General features: G+C 69.8%; 14 protein-coding genes. 6 read left to right on the top strand and 8 right to left on the bottom strand.

The window, feature by feature from the left end; all coding sequences use genetic code 11:
• The first annotated feature begins 3 nt into the window (after nt 1-3).
• Entirely contained in the window at nt 4-1128 is a 1125-nt protein-coding gene (locus ASD13_RS12295; RefSeq protein ID WP_055869530.1) for a DUF6226 family protein, read from the top strand.
• A 1-nt stretch (nt 1129) separates the two neighbouring features.
• On the opposite strand, the gene ASD13_RS12290 is transcribed toward ASD13_RS12295, so the two are convergent.
• From ASD13_RS12290 to ASD13_RS12260, 7 genes are all read right to left on the bottom strand, one after another.
• Entirely contained in the window at nt 1130-2587 is a 1458-nt protein-coding gene (locus ASD13_RS12290; protein ID WP_055869527.1) for a sodium/solute symporter, read from the bottom strand.
• Nucleotides 2584-2958, bottom strand: a complete 375-nt coding sequence (locus ASD13_RS12285) for a hypothetical protein (RefSeq protein ID WP_055869524.1) — start codon at nt 2956-2958, stop codon at nt 2584-2586. The genes ASD13_RS12290 and ASD13_RS12285 overlap by 4 nt, the downstream gene beginning before the upstream one ends.
• Nucleotides 2955-3689 (bottom strand): LytR/AlgR family response regulator transcription factor, encoded by a 735-nt coding sequence (locus tag ASD13_RS12280; RefSeq protein ID WP_055871125.1) that lies wholly within the window; start codon nt 3687-3689, stop codon nt 2955-2957. The genes ASD13_RS12285 and ASD13_RS12280 overlap by 4 nt, the downstream gene beginning before the upstream one ends.
• Before the next feature lie 8 nt (nt 3690-3697).
• On the bottom strand, nt 3698-4879 hold the full coding sequence (locus ASD13_RS12275) for a sensor histidine kinase (RefSeq protein ID WP_055869521.1): 1182 nt from the start codon (nt 4877-4879) through the stop codon (nt 3698-3700).
• A 31-nt stretch (nt 4880-4910) separates the two neighbouring features.
• Nucleotides 4911-5156 (bottom strand): YbdD/YjiX family protein, encoded by a 246-nt coding sequence (locus ASD13_RS12270; protein ID WP_055869518.1) that lies wholly within the window; start codon nt 5154-5156, stop codon nt 4911-4913.
• A 1-nt stretch (nt 5157) separates the two neighbouring features.
• Nucleotides 5158-7443 (bottom strand): carbon starvation CstA family protein, encoded by a 2286-nt coding sequence (locus tag ASD13_RS12265; RefSeq protein ID WP_055869515.1) that lies wholly within the window; start codon nt 7441-7443, stop codon nt 5158-5160.
• A 184-nt stretch (nt 7444-7627) separates the two neighbouring features.
• Nucleotides 7628-10825 (bottom strand): S8 family serine peptidase, encoded by a 3198-nt coding sequence (locus ASD13_RS12260; RefSeq protein ID WP_055869512.1) that lies wholly within the window; start codon nt 10823-10825, stop codon nt 7628-7630.
• Nucleotides 10826-11013: 188 nt separating this feature from the next.
• Here ASD13_RS12260 and ASD13_RS12255 point away from each other — a divergent pair, with 188 nt between their 5' ends.
• Complete coding sequence (locus ASD13_RS12255) at nt 11014-11559, top strand: ECF transporter S component (RefSeq protein ID WP_017831382.1); 546 nt, start codon at nt 11014-11016, stop codon at nt 11557-11559.
• Here ASD13_RS12255 and ASD13_RS12250 read toward each other — a convergent pair.
• Nucleotides 11531-12859, bottom strand: a complete 1329-nt coding sequence (locus ASD13_RS12250) for a heparan-alpha-glucosaminide N-acetyltransferase domain-containing protein (RefSeq protein WP_055869509.1) — start codon at nt 12857-12859, stop codon at nt 11531-11533. The genes ASD13_RS12255 and ASD13_RS12250 overlap by 29 nt on opposite strands.
• Before the next feature lie 184 nt (nt 12860-13043).
• Between ASD13_RS12250 and ASD13_RS12245 the strand changes: the two genes are divergently transcribed.
• From ASD13_RS12245 to ASD13_RS12230, 4 genes are read left to right on the top strand one after another with little or no spacing between them, the layout of a single operon-like run.
• Nucleotides 13044-14750 (top strand): ABC transporter ATP-binding protein, encoded by a 1707-nt coding sequence (locus tag ASD13_RS12245; RefSeq protein WP_055869506.1) that lies wholly within the window; start codon nt 13044-13046, stop codon nt 14748-14750.
• Nucleotides 14747-15565, top strand: coding sequence for an energy-coupling factor transporter transmembrane component T (locus ASD13_RS12240; protein WP_082531498.1), 819 nt, complete (start codon nt 14747-14749; stop codon nt 15563-15565). The genes ASD13_RS12245 and ASD13_RS12240 overlap by 4 nt, the downstream gene beginning before the upstream one ends.
• A 10-nt stretch (nt 15566-15575) precedes the next feature.
• Nucleotides 15576-16451, top strand: coding sequence for a siderophore-interacting protein (locus ASD13_RS12235; RefSeq protein WP_082531497.1), 876 nt, complete (start codon nt 15576-15578; stop codon nt 16449-16451).
• The gene (locus ASD13_RS12230; RefSeq protein WP_055869503.1) at nt 16448-17023 is read left to right on the top strand and encodes an ECF transporter S component; all 576 of its coding nucleotides are present in this window, start codon (nt 16448-16450) and stop codon (nt 17021-17023) included. Before ASD13_RS12235 ends, ASD13_RS12230 begins: the two co-directional genes overlap by 4 nt.
• Nucleotides 17024-17076: the final 53 nt, after the last annotated feature.

Below are 17076 nucleotides of genomic sequence, written 5' to 3'. Positions count from 1 at the left end.
CTGATGACGACGTCGGACCTCTTCCCCGGCACTCTGGCGCCGATGCCGGGCGCCACAGCATCCGCCACGTTGATCTGGCCGAGCGTCGAGTCGGTCGCGCCCGCGCGGTTCGTGGAGGGCTTCAAGCCCTTCGCGGCCTTCGCACGCGATTCCGGTGCAGACCCCGCCGCCCTCGCGACCGACCTCTTCGCACTGTGGGACTTCATCGCTGCGCACGCCGAGCTCCTCGATGCTCCCGAGATGACGGAGGCAGCCTCGCGGTTCCTGGGGAACGCGATAGCCGTGGCGCATCCCGCGGCGAGGTGGCGGATGACGAGCGAGCCTGAGGTCGGTACCTCGGCCATGTCGATTCCGGTCGCGGGCGTGCTGCGGGCGATCGTGGAGCACCCGGAGCAGCGTGAGGCGTTTCGAGAGATGCTCGCCTCCTGGCCCCAGGCCGACCGCGACGACCTGGAGTCGAGTGCCCTCGCGCACCACGAGGTCGACGTCGACCTCGTGGTCGCCCCTATGGCGTTCGCACGTCCGCCCCTCGCGATCCCGGAGTTCTTCGACGACGACGGCCGGGTCATCGACTACGGGTCCCGCTGGGCCGGTGGCTCTCCGCCGGACGACGCCTACTCGCGGGTCTCCCATCCTGAGCGCTTCGCCCCCGTGCTGTCCGTCGTCGACGCGCTGGTCGAGCACCTGGCGACCTGGTACGTCGTCGACGTCGACCGACGAGTCTCCGAATCGGGGGCCCGCGTGATGTGCCTGCGCCCCACGACGGGCGCGACGATCACCCTCACGGTGTCGGCCGAGTCCGTCGACATCGAAGCCGGGGCCTTGTTCCGGGACCGTGCGCCCGTATGCACCTGCGACGCCTGCGACGAGACCGCCGAGAGCGTGGCCGACAACCTGGAGCAGACCCTTCTCGCGATCGCGGCCGGAGGGTTGAGGGAGGTCTTCCCCGTCGGACAGCGGCGCTGGCTGCACACCCGGATCCACACCCCCGACGGCAGCGGACGATCCAGTGGCGGCCAGCCCGACCCGGCGATCCCCGCGAAGCGTCTCGACGAGGCCGCCGACGTTCTCGGCCGTCTCCCCGATGGCTGGTGGCCGGCCTGGACGCTGCGCGCGGAGCCGGTCTGACTCAGCCGCGCTCTGGCGTATGCACCCGCGCGAGGAAGCGTTCCGTGCGCGGCGACGGGCCCCGCGGGTCGAGGATCGAGACCACGACGGTCACCGTCGTCGCGAGGGGAATGGTCCAGGCGGCGGGCTGGGCGAGGTACGGCGCCGCCGCCCCGACGCCGTCGATCAGGGCATGCACGAGCAGCGCGAGGCCGGCGGCGAGACCGCCGGACAGCATCCCGGCGACCGCCCCACGCGCGGTGAGTCCTCGCCACCAGACTCCCAACAGCACGACCGGCGACAACGTCGACGCCGCCACGACGAACACCACTCCGACACTAGATCCGAGACCGGCCGGGGCCGTGAGCAGCGCCACGGCGAGCGGCACCAGCGCACAGAGCACCGCCGAGAGCCGGAACGAGCGCACCGATCCTGAGAACACGTCCTGGCTGATCACTCCGGCGAGCGACACCACGAGGCCGGCAGATGTCGCCAGGAAGGCCGCGAACGCCCCGGCAACGATCAGTGCCGTGAGCAGCTCGCCGAACGCCCCGGGGAAGACGCGGGACGGCAGCAGCAGCACCACGGTGTCGGCGATGCCCGGCACTGCGAGGTCGGGAGCGGCGATGCGCGCCAGCAGGCCCATCGTGCTCGAGACCGCATAGAACGCACTGACCATGCCGATCACGATCACCGTCGTGCGTCGCGCCGAGACCCCGGTCGGACTCGTGTAGAAGCGCACCAGGACATGGGGAAGGCCCATGGTTCCCAGCAGCAGCGCAAGCAGCAGCGAGGCCGTCTCGTAGGCGTCGAACCCCGAGGGGCCGGCCTCGACCGGGAAGACCAGCGCGGGGTCGAAGTCGTGCGGACCGCCGCTGAGCGCGAAGGCGATGAACACGACCGGCACGAGGAGAGCGGTGAGCTTGAGCCAGTACTGGAACGCCTGCACATACGTGATCGCGCGCATGCCGCCCGCGGCCACCGCTGCAGCCACGAGCACCGCGACGGTGACGGCTCCCACCCATTCCGGCAGGCCGGCCACGACGAGCAGGGTGAGGCCGGCGCCGTGCAGCTGCGGCACGATGTACAGCCAGCCGATCACGAGCACCGCGATGCTCGTGACACGTCGGGCCGACGTCGACTCCAGGCGCGCCTCGATGAAGTCGGGGATCGTGTAGGCGCCGCTGCGTCGGAGCGGCGCCGCCACGAACGCGAGGACCAGGAGGTAGCCGGCCGCGTATCCGATCGGGAACCAGAACCCGCGGGCGCCGTCGAGCAATACAAGGCCTGACAGCCCGAGGAAGGTACCGGCCGAGAGGTACTCGCCACTGATCGCCGACGCGTTCCACACGGGTCGCACGGTGCGCGACGCCACGAAGAAGTCGCCCGTGGTGCGGGAGATGCGCAGTCCGTAGACCCCGATGAGCAGCGTCGCGACGATGACGAGCGCGACGCCGATGAGATCGAGCACCACGTTCATTCGCGGTCCCGGAGCGCCCGGTACCGACGCTCGTTGCGCGCGGCGGTGCGCACGTAGAGCACCGCGAAGACGACGATGATCGGATAGAACGCGTACGCCTGCAGCAACCACGACAAGGGCAGACCCCAGACCAGGACCTGTCCGATCTCGGGGATGAGGGCGATCGTCAGGGTGAGCGCGATCACGACGACCACGAACCCGGCGACCGTGCCGAGCGCGAGTCGGAGCTGGCTGCGCATCAGGGCCCGGGCGTACACGGCATCCGCCTCGTCCACTGGGGAGCCGGGCAGGGCGATGCCGCGGGTGAAGGTCGCTGGTCGCCGATCGGGCAGGTCGGCCGTGACGCGCACGCGCTTCGGCTTCTCGGTCATCCGGCGCCCTCTCCACGCAGCAGGGCATCGCGCACCGCCGGCACCAGACGCCGACTGACCGGCAGCGAGACCGCGCCGATCGACACGGCGGGCTCCGCCCCGGACAGACGCGCCTCGGTCACGGCGGCCGTGCGCACGAGCGAGGAGCGATGGATGCGCAGGAATCCGGCCGCCGCCCACCGAGCCTCCAGTTCCGAGATCGGGATGCGCACCAGATGCCCTGTGCCGTCGCCGGTGTGCAGCCGGGAGTAGTCTCCCTGCGCCTGCACCCAGCGCACCTCGCTGCGGCGCACGAACCGCACGACGGATCCGACCGTGACCGGCAGCACCTCGTCGTCGCCGAGGCCCGCGGTGTCGCCGAGCTCGACGACCCGGGCGACCGCCTGACGCAACCGCTCGAGGCGCACGGGCTTGAGCAGATAGTCGGCAGCCCGCAGCTCGAACGCCTCCACCGCCCTGGCCTCGTCGGCGGTCACGAACACGACGGACGGCGGTTCGGCGAGGGTCATCAGAGCGCGCGCGAGCTCCATCCCGTTCAACCCCGGCATGTGGATGTCGAGGAACGCGATCCGCACCGCCCGCTCGGACAGCACCCGCAGTGCCTCAGCCCCCGACGATGCCGTGAGGATCTCACCGACGCGGGGGTCGGTGCGCAGCAGATGGACCAGCTCGTCCAGGGCGGGTCTCTCGTCGTCCGCGACGAGCACATCGATCGGAGGTGCGATGGTCATCATGAACGTCAGTCGTTGTCCGGGTCGTGCTGCGGCTGCGATTTCGGGACCCGCATGCGCACCAGGGTACCGGCGCCGGTGTTCGTCTCCACCACCAGGCCTCCGTCCGCGCCGTAGAGCTGACGCAGCCGGGTGTCGACGTTGCGCAGGCCCACGTGGACGCCGTCGTCGCCCGCTGTGAGGGTCGCTCTCAGCCCCTCGGGGTCCATGCCGACCCCGTCGTCCTCGACCGTGATCTCGGTGTGGGTGCCGTCGTCGCGCGAGGCGATGCGGATCTCCCCTCCCCCGACGCCGGGTTCGAGACCATGACGGACCGCGTTCTCGACGAGCGGCTGCACCGACAGGAACGGAATGACCGTCGCGAGCGTCTCCGGCGCGATCTGCAGGGTGACCCTCAGCCGGTCACCGAAGCGGGCCCGCTCGAGCTCGAGATAGGAGTGGATGCTGCCCAGCTCTTCGGCGATCGTGGTGAACTCGCCCTGCCGACGGAACGAGTAGCGGGTGAAGTCGGCGAACTCGAGCACCAGCTCGCGCGCACGCGTGGGGTCGGTGAGCACGAACGACGCGATCGCCGTGAGGGCGTTGTAGATGAAGTGTGGGGAGATCTGCGCCCGCAACGACCGCAGCTCAGCCTCGGCCAGCTGCGTCCTCGACGCATCGAGTCCGCCGAGTTCGACCTGCGCCGCGCACCAGTCGGCGACCTCTTCGGCCGCCCGCACCAGCGCTGCCCGCACGGATGCTGCGAAGGCGACCACGACACCCACCACGCGGCCGTCGACGAGGATCGGAGCCCCGACGGCCTCGAGCTCACCGTCCCTTCCGCGCGCCGGGAAGACCTGCCGTCGACCGGAAGCGCCCACCTGCGCGGCGATGCGGCGTGCCGCGGACTCCAGTCCGTCGGAGGGGCCGTCGAACGACACGGTGCCCTCGGCGCTCACGATCGCGACCGCTGCGCTTCCGAGCAGCACGCGCAGGTGCCGTGCGGCCTTCACGACGTCGGGGGCGGAGAGCCCTGCACGCAGGTGCGGTGCCGCCAGGCTCGCCTGGTGCAGCGCCGTGAGCGCGGCCTGTTCGGCATCGCTTCCCAGGTCGGCGGCCCCGCGGGCGAGTCGGCGTGCGAGCAGGAGGAGCACCGAGAGGACGATGCCGCCGAGCACGCCCAGCACGGCGGCGAGAACGACGTCGGTCATGGTCCCAGCCTAGGCACCGACGACACCGCGCTCAGCAGCAGCGGGCACCGGGGTTGCGATCCTGGTCGTCCATCCGCTGCCGCCAGAACTGCCGTTCGGTCAGCGGCTCCTCGTCCGGGTGCTGGCGACGCTGATGGGCGACATACGTCGCATAGGCGCTGTCGCCCATCAGTGTCGTGATGTACCAGCGGATGCCGCGCCCGGCCCGCGCCACGGCGCCGACGAGCGTCCGCAGGAGGGTGGTCGCGGCATCCGCCCGGTTCATGGTGTCGGCCATCTCAGTGGGTCGACGCCTTGCGCTCGTCGGCCAGGAGCGGCTCCCACTGCTTCTCGAGTTCGCGCTCCTCGGCGCTCGGCAGGAACCCTGCCGGAGCGAAGCGGCGCGAGGCCACGGGGGCCTCCTCGGTGTTCTCGCCGCCGCCGTTGCGGATCGCCTTGATCGTCACGATCACGGCGGCCACCATGACGACGATGGCGAGGGTCACGAAAATGATCGAGAGCGTGCCCTGCACGGCGGTGTTGCGGATGACGGCGTCGAGCACCTGGGGCTCACCGAGCGAGGTGTCTCCGCTGTCGCGGGCGGCGACGTAGCGGAAGTGATTCGCCCAGTAGCCGATCGCCGGAACCGGAGACGCGATCTTGTACAGCGAAGCCGTGATGGTCACGACCGCGGTGAACGCGAGCGGCAGCCCGATGATCCACAGCCACTTGACGTAGCTCCGACCGCGCTTGGCGACGATGGCCATCACCACGGCGAGCGCGATCGCGGCGAGCAGCTGGTTCGCGATGCCGAACAGCGGGAAGAAGGTGTTGATGCCGCCGAGCGGGTCGGTCACTCCGAGGATGAGGATCGCTCCCCAGCCGGCCACCATGATCGCGGTGCAGATCCACACTCCGGGGCGCCACGAGACGTCGCGGAACTTGGGGAACCAGGCGCCGATCGAGTCCTGCAGCATGAAGCGGGCGACGCGGGTGCCGGCGTCGACGGCGGTGAGGATGAACAGCGCCTCGAACATGATCGCGAAGTGGTACCAGAACGCCATCATCGCCTGACCGCCGAGCGCCTGCTGCATGATGTGCGCGAGGCCGAGCGCGAGCGTCGGCGCCCCTCCGGTGCGCGAGACGATCGACTCCTCGCCCACCGCGGCTGCCGTGCCGGTGAGCATCTCGGGTGTGAGGTTCACCCCCGTCAGGCCCAGCGAGTTCACGAAGGCCACCGCCCCCTCGACTGTTCCCCCTGTCGCGGCCGTCGGGGCGTTCATCGCGAAGTAGATGCCCTGGTCGATCGAGATCGCGGCGACGAGGGCCATGATCGCGACGAACGACTCCATGAGCATGCCGCCGTAGCCGATGAAGCGCGTCTGACGCTCCTTCTCGATGAGTTTCGGAGTGGTTCCGGACGCGATCAGCGCATGGAACCCGGAGAGCGCCCCGCACGCGATCGTGACGAACAGGAAGGGGAAGAGGGGCCCTGCGAACACCGGTCCCATGCCGTTCTCGCCGAAGACGCTGACGGCGGGGACGGTGATCTCGGGGCGCACGAGGACGATGGCTCCCGCGAGCATGACGATCACGCCGATCTTCATGAAGGTCGACAGGTAGTCGCGCGGGGCGAGCAGCAGCCAGACCGGAAGCACGGCGGCGATGAAGCCGTAGACGATGATGCCCCAGGCGATGGTCGTGCGGTCGAGGTGGAAGATCGCCTGACCCCACTCGGTACCGGCGACCCAGCCTCCGCCGATGATCGCGGCCATCAGCAGCACGAAGCCGATGATCGACACCTCGGTGACCTTGCCGGGGCGGAGGTAGCGCAGGTAGACGCCCATGAAGAGCGCGATCGGGATGGTCATCGCGACCGAGAACACGCCCCACGGGCTCTCCCCCAGCGCGTTGACGACGACGAGGGCGAGGATCGCGACGATGATCAGCATGATCAGCAGCGAGGCGATGATCGCGGCGGTGCCGCCGATCCGGCCGAGCTCCTGACGGGCCATCTGGCCGATCGTGCGTCCGCCGCGGCGCATCGAGAAGAACAGCACGGTGTAGTCCTGCACGGCGCCGGCGAGCACGACGCCCACGATGATCCAGATCGTGCCGGGGAGGTACCCCATCTGCGCGGCGAGCACGGGACCGACGAGCGGTCCGGCACCGGCGATGGCCGCGAAGTGGTGGCCGTAGAGCACGCGACGGTCGGTGGGGACGTAGTCCTTGCCGTCCTGCTTCACCTCGGCGGGCGTGGCCCTGCGGTCATCGGGGCGGGTGATGTACTTCTCGATCACCTTGGAGTAGAACCGATAGCCGATGAGGTAGGTGCACACCGCGGCGAACACGAACCAGATCGCGTTGACGGTCTCGCCGCGGACGATCGCGAGCATGGTCCAGGCGACGGCGCCCAGCAACGCGATCGCGGACCACAGGATGATCTTCGGCAGAGTCCAGCGGTTCGCCTTCTCGTGGTGCTCCTCGGTGAGGGCGACGGAGGGGAGTTTCGGATCGGTGACGATCACGGGCTCGTCGTCGACGAGTCCGGCGCCGTCGCGGCGGCGCGACGAAGGTGCGGTCATGGAGGTCTCCTCGGGATACGCGACGTTGCGTTCCCCCACGTTAGGAAAGCGATGCCGCCGCACGGGGCCGAGCGAGTGGATGCTGCGACGAGCGGCGCGGATCACGCGGTGAACGGATGCGCGCACGCAGCACAGCACCCCGCGGTCCATCGACCACGGGGTGCTGTGCGGTGTCGCGTGCGGACTACTCCCTCTTCTCCCCACGCGGTGACGGGGTCTCCGGTGCGGGGGTCTCCGGTGCGGGCGTCGCCGGGGCGCTCGTCTCCGGTGCCGGGGTCTGCGGTGCAGGAGCCTCCGGTGCCGGGGTCTCCGGCGCCGGGGTCTCGGGTGCCGGAGCCTCCGGTGCCTTCGCCTTCGGCACGTCGACCGTCAGCACGGTGCGTACATCGGAGTCGCCGTACTGCACGAGCCCGAGGTAGCGCGTGCCGGCGGTCAGACCGGTCCAGCTGAGGTCGTACGACATCTGCTTACCGCGGACCGCGGCGAGCGGGTTCGGCGTGGCGGTGAGGTCGCCCTCGCCGTCGAGCAGCACGTTGGCGTAGGTCATGTCCCACGTCATCGGGCCCGTCGTGGAGTAGATGTTCGCCACCACGAGGTACGTACCGGCCGTCGGCGACGGGATCGTGACCTGCTCGTCCGCCGAGCCGGTCGCCGAGCGCCAGCGCTGGTAGTACTGCAGGTCGTCCGGGCTCACCACCCGGTACACGGTGAGGTCGAGGTCGCTGCCCTTGTCGTCGGACGAGTCGAGGTCGAACCTCGACAGCGTCGTCCCCTCGGGCACGTTCACGATCCACGACACGTCCTTGTTCGCGTCGCCCGACTTCTCATCTCCCGAGTGACCGTCGACGGGGTTGTCCGCGTCGGCGAGCATCTCGAACGGCGTCAGACCCGAGAGTCCGAGTGCCAGATCACCGGTGAGGCCGGGGGTGATGTCCACCGTGGTGCTGCCGTCGACGCCGGTGCCCGTGACCTCCGCCGGAGCGTCGGCCGTGACCGGGAACAGCGCGATCGGCGACCGCACCGAGTTCTTCGCACTCGTCCAGGTCAGCGAGCCGGTGGCCCACTGCTCCACGGGGGCGCTGGCGTTGTCGAACGTGACCGTGAAGGTCTTCGTCTGGCCGGGGCGGTCGAACTTGAGCTGCTGAGGTGTGACCTTGATGTTCACTCCCGGCACCGAGGCCTTGGCGGTGAAGGTGCCCTTCTCGGTCGAGGTGACCGTGCGGGTGACGGTCTGCGCGCTGGTCAGCGAGCCGATCGAGATCGACGCCTGGTTCAGATCGCTGCCGTCGATCGGGTCGATGCCGGGGAAGTCCGACAGCCCCTTCCCGTCGAGGAACGCCGCCCAGTCCTTCACCCCGTTGAGGTAGAGCAGACCCGGGTTCAGGTACCGCTTCGGATCGACCTGACCCGCACCCTGCTCGAACGGGTTCTTGTTCTTCGATCCGTCGGGCAGCACCGTGTCGTAGGCGGTGGTCATCATCGCCGACTTGATCTCGGCCGGCGTCGCCTTGGGACGCTCGCCGAGGTACAGAGCCGCGAGACCTGCGACGTGCGGCGAGGCCATCGACGTGCCGGAGAGGATGCCGAAGGTCGGCTTCTCGCCCGGTGCGTTCTCGGTCGCCGCGAGGATCGCGACACCGGGAGCCGCGACGTCCGGCTTCATCACATCGCTGCCGTCGGCCAGCATCGGTCCGCGGCTCGAGAATCCCGCGATCTGCGGCGTCGGGGTGGTCACGCCCGTGGTGTTCTCACCGACGAGGGTGATCGGACGGTCCACGCCGCCCTGCACGTACGCGAGCACGGCGGCGCGGTGCACGGCGTTCAGGTGCACGGTCGGAACGGCGTGGAAGTCGTTGTCGAGCGAGTCGGCCCCACCGGGCACGTTCACGAGGACCATGCCCATGCCACCGGCGTCCTTGACCACCTGCGACTTCTCGGCGCGGGCGTTGCCTCCGCGATCGCAGACCACGATGTGGCCGGCCACCTTCGCGGGGTCGAGGGTGCCGGGCAGGCAGAGCTGCGGATCGGCGGCTCCTGCGGCGGCGGCATCCACGGCGGCGATCGACGGACCGGTGACCGTCTGCCCGAACGGCACGCTCACCGAGGCTCCGGCCTGCTCGAATCCGTCGAACTGCACCGTGCCCTCCCAGGTGGGGATGGTGGAGGCGGCGACCGTCGTGTACCAGGGCGATGCGTGATCGGCCGTGACCGGGTCGGGGCCGTCGTTGCCGGCGCTCGTCGCGACGAAGACACCCGCGGCTGCGGCGTTGAAGAACGCGAGGTCCTCCGGAGCCATCACGGTGCTCGCGGCGCCTCCGCCGATGGAGTAGTTGATCACGTCGACGCCGTCGGCGACGGCCTGGTCGATCGCGGCGATCAGGTCGCTCTGCGCGCAGATGTCATCCGTGGTCACCGTCGTGTCTGGACCGACGTAGCAGGCCTTGTAGGCCGAGATCTTCGCCGCGGGCGCGACTCCCGAGATCGTGCCGAAATCGACGTTCTCGATGCTGGCCTTGACCTTGAAGTTGCCCGCCGCGGTGCTCGCGGTGTGGGAGCCGTGGCCGTCGCCGTCCCGGGGCGAGAGGTAGTCGTACTGGAAATCGAAACCGGCCGCCTCGGCTCCGGCGTAGAAGTACTGTCCGCCGATGAGCTTCGACGAATAGTCGCTCTTGTCCCAGTCCTGACCCTCGACCATCGCGGCCTGGAACTGCCCGCCGTCCGACTTGTCGAAGTAGACGTAGGTGCCGTCGGTGTAGGGCTGAGCGCCCTTGTTGCGGTTGTGCTGCTTCTTCTGCTTCTTGATCTTCTTGCCCTCGAACGAGGGGTGCTCGGGGGCGATGCCGGTGTCGATCACGCCGACGACGACGCCCTCTCCGGCTTTCTCGACCCCTCCGGTCTGCTGCCACACGCCGCCGCGGCCCTTGCGGTCGTCGCCGAGCCCGAGGTAGTCGGTCGACGTCTGCGCATCGGGGTGACGGATCTCATCCGGGTACACCCCGATGACGTCCTTCGACGCACGAAGTGCGTCGACCTGTTCGCCGCTGAGGTCGGCGCTGAAGCCGTTCAGCACCACCTGGTAGGTGGTGTCGGGGGTGACGCCGATGTCGCTGACGAGATCGGTCTGCTCGGTCTGCAGATGCTCGACATAGCGTTGCGAATCCTGCGACTGCGTCTCCAGCTGCTCGCCTTCGGCGGGCTTGGTGGCCTTCAGACCCTTGACGTCGCCTTCGTAGGTGGCGAGCGGATCCGACTTCATCACCACGATGTAGTGCCCGGGGGTGCCTGCGACGGGGACGGGGTGCGTCACCTCCTCCGTCGCGGCGTAGCCGGTGGTTGCCGTCGATGCGATGAACAGCGTGGCCAGGGTGGTGGCGGCTGCCATCCGGAGGGGTGTTCGACCCATGTGGTGCTCCCGATGATCACGGCGCAGCCGCGTTGCTGCACCGCGGCCAACATAGTCCGGCTCTCGGCGATCGACGCGAGATCTGGCCGATCGACCAACCCGCATTCGCCGATCGACCAGGGTTATCCACGGCCGCCCTCCCGATAGGTCGACAGTAAGCTGGAGAGGTGGCCCGCACCTCCGTCCTGTCGACCCGCGTACTGCTCGTCTGCGCGGCGATCGGTGTCGCAACGGGCATCCTCGCGGGCATCGCCGGCTGGGTGACACCTGTCCTGCTGGCCAGTCCGCTGCTGTTCCTCTACGGCCTCGTGCTCGGTTCGCACGTGCTGCCGGGCATCATCGCGCAGGAGGTGCTGCGCCTTCCGCTCGTCGCGCTCATCACCCATGTGTTCGCCGCCCTGATCGCGAGCGCCTTCAACCCCGCCTGGGCGCTGCGCTTCATCGGCACCGCGCTGCTGTTCGGCCTGATCCAGGAGGGGGTGGCCGCCCTCACCCGCTATCGCTCCTGGGGACCGTGGCGCTTCTTCCTCTCGGCGGCGATCATCGGCGTCTTCGTCGCGGTCGTGGTGTTCTTCGCCGCTCACCTCTCGGTGATGCCGCTGTGGGCGCAGCTGCTGTACCTCGCGATCTCCGTGCTCGGACCCATCGCGTGGACCGCTGTCGGCCTCGCGATCGGCTCGGCGCTCAGTCGCGCCGGCGTCGCCCGCCGGTAGGCACCGCTCCCAGCCGTCTCGCGACCGCGCCCGAGATCGAGCTCACGAGCGCTTCGAGCGGACCACGACGCTGCAGCGCGGCCAGGATAGCACCGACGACGAGCGCCCCCAGGATGTGGACCCCGAGGATCCCCGGCCCGAGGTACCACCACGGGATATCGGCCGGCGCGTCGATCTGACCGACGGACGCCAATGCGACGGTCGCGGCAGCCGCCGCGAGGACGTGGAGCGTGTAGACCGTGAGCGGTGCGGCTCCCGCCGCCCTGATCGGCTCCAGCACGCGGAGGGCGGCCTTCGGGAGGACGCCGGCGAGGAACAGCATGCTCGCGATGACGAAGAGGGCGATGCCGACGCCGCGCAGGATGTCGAGGGTCGTTCCCGTGTGCGGAGTCTGCAGCGCGAGCGCCCACCACTCCGGGGAGAGCGGTGCGCCGAAGCCCGGGGATCCGACCAGGCCGTCGATCGCCTCGGCGGCCTCCACCGGCATCGTCGCGATCACCGCAGCGCGCCCGAAGAGACCGTAGACCAGGGCACTGACCGACACCGCGAGCACGGCGAGAAGAGCGCCGACTCCGGCCATCCAGGCGAGGAGACGGGGCTCCGCCGCATTCCGGCGTGCGCCGATCAGCAGCTTCGCCACGGCCATGCCCACGAGCACGTAGACGATCCAGGTGATGACGGGGTAGGTCCCGGTGACGAAGACCGCCCGCAGAGCCACGAGCGGCTCTCCCCACTGCGGCCAGCTCACACCGCCGCCCTCTCCGACGACGCCGATCATCCCTCGCAGCTGGGCGTTGAGGATGGGGCCGATGACCGCGAGGACTCCTGCCCACACGAGCAGTCCCTTCGCGCCCATCCGCAGGAACGGGATACTGCCCAGCATCGCCACCCCGAAGTAGACGAGGACGACGACGATGCTCCCCGGCGCCAGGGCGAGCGTGGCCCCGAGCACGATGACGAGGAGACCGCGCACAGCCATCGCCCACCGGGCCGCCGCGATGTGACCCCGCTCCAGGTAGGAGCGGGTCGCCAGGACCACGCTGATCCCGCCCACGACCGCGAACAGGGTCGACGCGTTCCCGTCGACGACGTTCGACAGCCAGGAGATGTGGCCCGGCATGCCGACCGGCGGGAGGAGGTGCGCGCAGAACATGCCGATGATCGCCAGGAACCGGGCGAAGTCGATGCCGACCATACGGCCGAGCTCTCCCCGGGATCCGGTCCCGCCTTCGCGGCGCGTCGGCACGCGTCCGCTCTCCTGCGGCTTCGCGATCGCGATCGTGTTCGTGTCTTCTCGCACGTTCTCCCCTTGTTCCGTTCGGCGCACAGAATGACGCCTCTACGACGATGCCCTGCATGCGGGCACAGCGCGTCCGCCTTCGGGATGACCGCTGTCATCCGGAAGAGGGCTTCTGCGCGCATGGATTATCAGGTAAGGCTCAGCTAAGTTAGAGGGGTACGATCCGCCGACCCGGGACTCCACCGTGCGCCCATCCGCGCCCCTGCTCCGCGTGCGTGAGCTCTCGCTCACCCACGCCGATGCGGCGCACCCCTCACCACGCGATGTGACCTTCGACATCGACGCGGGCGAAGTCGTGCTCCTGCTCGGACCGTCCGGTTCCGGCAAGTCGACGCTCACCCTCGCGCTGAACGGCCTGATCCCCCACGCACTCCCCGCGCGCATGGTCGGCACCGTCGAGGCGGGCGGGATCGACACCGCGAGCGCGCAGACGGCCGTGCTGAGCACACAGGTCGCGATGGTCTTCCAGGACCCCGATGCGCAGATCGTCACCGGAAGCGTCTACGACGAGGTCGCGTTCGGCCCCGAGAACCTGCTGCTCCCGCTCGATGTCGTCGAGAGTCGCGTCGAGGAAGCACTGCGACGGGTCGGCCTCTGGGATCGGCGCGATGAGAACCCCGACCATCTCTCCGGTGGCGGGAGGCAGAGACTCGCGATCGCGGGCGCTCTCGCGATGGGATCTGCGCTGATCGTGCTCGACGAGCCGACGGCCAACCTCGACCCCCAGGGCATCGACGACGTGTACGCCGCCCTGGCGGAGGTCGTCGCCGCCGGAGACCGCGCCATCCTGCTCGTGGAGCACAACCTCGACGCGGCGATGGCGTTCGTCACGCGTGCGATCGTGCTCGACCGCGAAGGTCGCGTCGCCTTCGACGGACCGGCCGCCGAGGTCATCCGCGAGCATGCCGATGAGCTGGTAGGGATGGGCGTGTGGCTTCCCGGCGCCACCCTGGCGGCGCTGCGCCTTCGGAGCCAGGGGATCTCCCTCGACCCACTGCCGCTGTCGCCGCAGGAGCTCGCTGCCGCGCTCGAGCGCGAGGGACTCTCCTCCCGCTCCGCCCGGCCGCCCGGCGCCGGAGGTTCCGGGCCACTGAGCGACGAGAGCGACGGCGAGACGAGACGCCAGGCGCCGCCGATCATCCGCGCCCGCGGGCTGACCGTGCGCCGATGCCGGACGGAGATCCTGCACGGGATCGACCTCGACCTCGAGGCCGGCAGTCTCACGGCCATCGTCGGGGCGAACGGTGCGGGCAAGACCACGCTGATCCAGGCACTCGCGGGCGTCGTCCCCCCGCCGCGCGGGCAGGTATCCGTGGACGGCGTCGACGCGGGGGCCGCGTCTCCGCGCGACCTCGCCGCACGCATCGGGTTCGTGTTCCAGAATCCGGAGCACCAGTTCATCGCGGCGACGGTCTTCGACGAGCTGGCCCACGGTCTGCGGCTGCGCCACGTGCCGGATGCCGAGATCACGGCCCGCGTCGACGAGATGCTCACCCGCTTCGGGCTGGAGCACAAGGCGGATGTGCATCCGTTCCTGCTCTCCGGCGGCGAGAAGCGGCGGCTGTCGGTGGGTACCGCGCTGATCACCCGTCCGCGCGTGCTGGCGCTCGACGAACCCACCTTCGGACAGGACCGCGCCAGGGCCGCCGAGCTCCTCGAGCTGCTGCAGAACCTGCGTGCGGAGGGGACGACGATCGTGATCGTCACGCATGACCTCCAGCTCGTGGCCGAGCACACCACCCATGTCGTCGTCCTCGCCGATGGTCGGGTGCGGGCGGTCGGGCCCACCGCCGCTCTTCTGCAGGACGAGCAGCTGTTCGCCGCCGCGGGACTGCGCCTGCCGGCCCTGCAGCGCGTGCTGACCTCCGCCGGGCTCGGAGCGACCTCGTGACCACGGCGACGTTCGACCCCTACGCACGGATGACGGCGACATCGCGACGACAGTTCCTGTACGCGCTGAACCCGCTCGCGAAGATCGCCGGATTCGCGCCGGCGATGGTGCTGCTGGTCTTCGTGCGGGATCTGGCCACCCCCGTGGCCTTCCTGGTGCTCGCCTACGCCCTGATCCTGGTCGGCGCACGCCTGACGGGCAGACTCCTCGCCCTGCTGCTGCTCGGGCTCCCCGCCGGCATGCTTCTGATCGGTGTCGGCTTCTCGCTGTGGGTCGATGCCGGCCTCGTCGCCGGCAGTGCCCCCGTCCTGCAGATCGGCGACTGGACGCTCTACAGCGGGGCCCTGCTGATCGGTTTCGCGACCGCGCTGCGGCTCGGCTCCATCGTCGCGCTCGCGCTCGTCGGCGGGCTCACCACCAGCGGCCCCGATCTCGTGCGGGCCAGTGTGCAGCAGCTGCGGGTTCCTTACCGGATCGGCTACACGGCCCTGGCCGCGTTCCGGTTCGTGCCGCGGTTCGGCCATGAGCTGTCGGTGATCAGGGCCGCTCATCGGGTGCGCGGGTATCACGGCGGACGCGGACCCTTCGCGCGCATCGCTCGGGGGTGGGGGTACATCGTGCCGCTGCTGGCCGGGGCCATCCGTCACGCAGAGCGCGTGGCACTCGCGATGGACTCGCGTGCATTCGGTGCGCACTCGACGCGCACAGAGCGACACCTCGTCCCGTTCCGCACACGGGACACCGTCTTCACCGTCGCGACCCTGCTGGCGTCGGCGGCGATCTTCGTCGTGTCCTTCCCCTGGCAGCTTCCCTGAAAGGCGCATCGTGGCCTACAGCAAGATGGTCAAACCCGAGTCGGCCGATCTCATCCAGCTGGTCGTGCTGCGCACGCGACGGCTGTCGACGCACTGGATCCGTGTGACGCTCGGCGGCGGCGAGATCGAGAAGTTCCGTCCGATGGGGTTCGACCAGTGGTTCCGGCTGTTCCTCCCGATCGGGGGTGATGCGGGCCTGGAGCGGGTGCCGGCGAAGGCGAACAAGGTGTTCGGGTATCTGAAGTTCCTGCGCATCCCCGACGGCGAGCGTCCGGTGATGCGCAACTACAGCGTGCGGGCATTCCGCCCGGCGACCGCGGATGCCGGTGCCGAGATCGACGTGGACTTCGTGCTGCACGGATCGGCGGCCGACGGTACCGCCGGACCGGCCTCGCGGTGGGCCGAGACCTGCCGGCCGGGCGAGCATGTTCTGATCATCGACGAGGGGCTCACGTTCAATCCGCAGCGCGGCGTGGATCGCGTCGTGCTCGTCGGCGATGAGACCGCCCTGCCCGCGATCGCCTCGATCTGTGCCTCGCTTCCGGCCGGCGCCATCGGTACCGCGATCGCGGAGACGCCGAGCGAGGAGGATGCGCTGGAGTTCGCGCATCCCTCGGGCATCGAGGTCGTGCGGATCGTGCGGCCGCACGGCGTCGCTCCCGGTTCGCTCGCTCTGGACGCGCTCGCCCGCACCACCCTGCCGGAGGCTCCGTTCCACGCCTATGCGGCGGGCGAGCAGGCGCTCGCCTCCGGCGCCCGCAAGCACCTCGTCGGTGAGCGCGGGGTGGACAAGAATGCGGTGAGCTTCTGCGGGTACTGGCGGGTCGGTGCAGCCTCCCCCGCGTCGAAGGCCGCTCGCGAGGCCGCGGCGGAGCCCCTGGCATGAGCGCGGATGCCGCGGGCCGGTCGCCCCGCACCGGCGGACGATTCCGCTTCCCCACCGTCATCCTGCTGACCTGTGCGGCGCTCGGTGTGGCGGGAGCGGTGCTTCTCGCACCGATGAACTGGTTCTCGACCGTGCTGACCGGGCCGCTCCCGTTCGTGGGCATGGCGCTCGCCGGTCTCTGGCTGCTGCCATCGGTGATCGCGCTGCGGCTGCTGCATCGTCCGCTCGTCGGACTGCTCGTCGCGCTGATCGCCGGTCTCGTGATGGTGCCGTTCTCCGGATACGGTTTCAGCACCGTGCTGACCAATCTCTGGTGGGCGGCCTTCACGGAGCTGCCGTTCCTGTTCGTACTCTGGCGCTACTGGGGCACCTGGATGCACTATCTCGGCGCCGTCATCGTGGGCATCGTGTATCCGATCTCGGCGTGGGCGTGGTTCGACCTCGGGTCCATGTCTCTCTTCGCCCAGATCGCCTTCTTCGCCGTGACGATCGCCAGCTGTGTCGGCGGCACGGCCCTCGGCATCCTGATCGCCGACCGTCTCCGCAGGGCGGGAGTCGGCAGGCGCCGCTGAACCGCGCGAGCGCAGCCGCACACGCCAGGCAGCGACATCGCCAGGCAGCGATG

It is taken from the genome of Microbacterium sp. Root1433D1 (assembly GCF_001426835.1).
In the GTDB taxonomy this organism is placed as follows: domain Bacteria; phylum Actinomycetota; class Actinomycetes; order Actinomycetales; family Microbacteriaceae; genus Microbacterium; species Microbacterium maritypicum.
The sequence above is the reverse complement of the archived record's forward strand: the minus strand, read 5'-3'. Positions and strand labels throughout refer to the sequence as shown.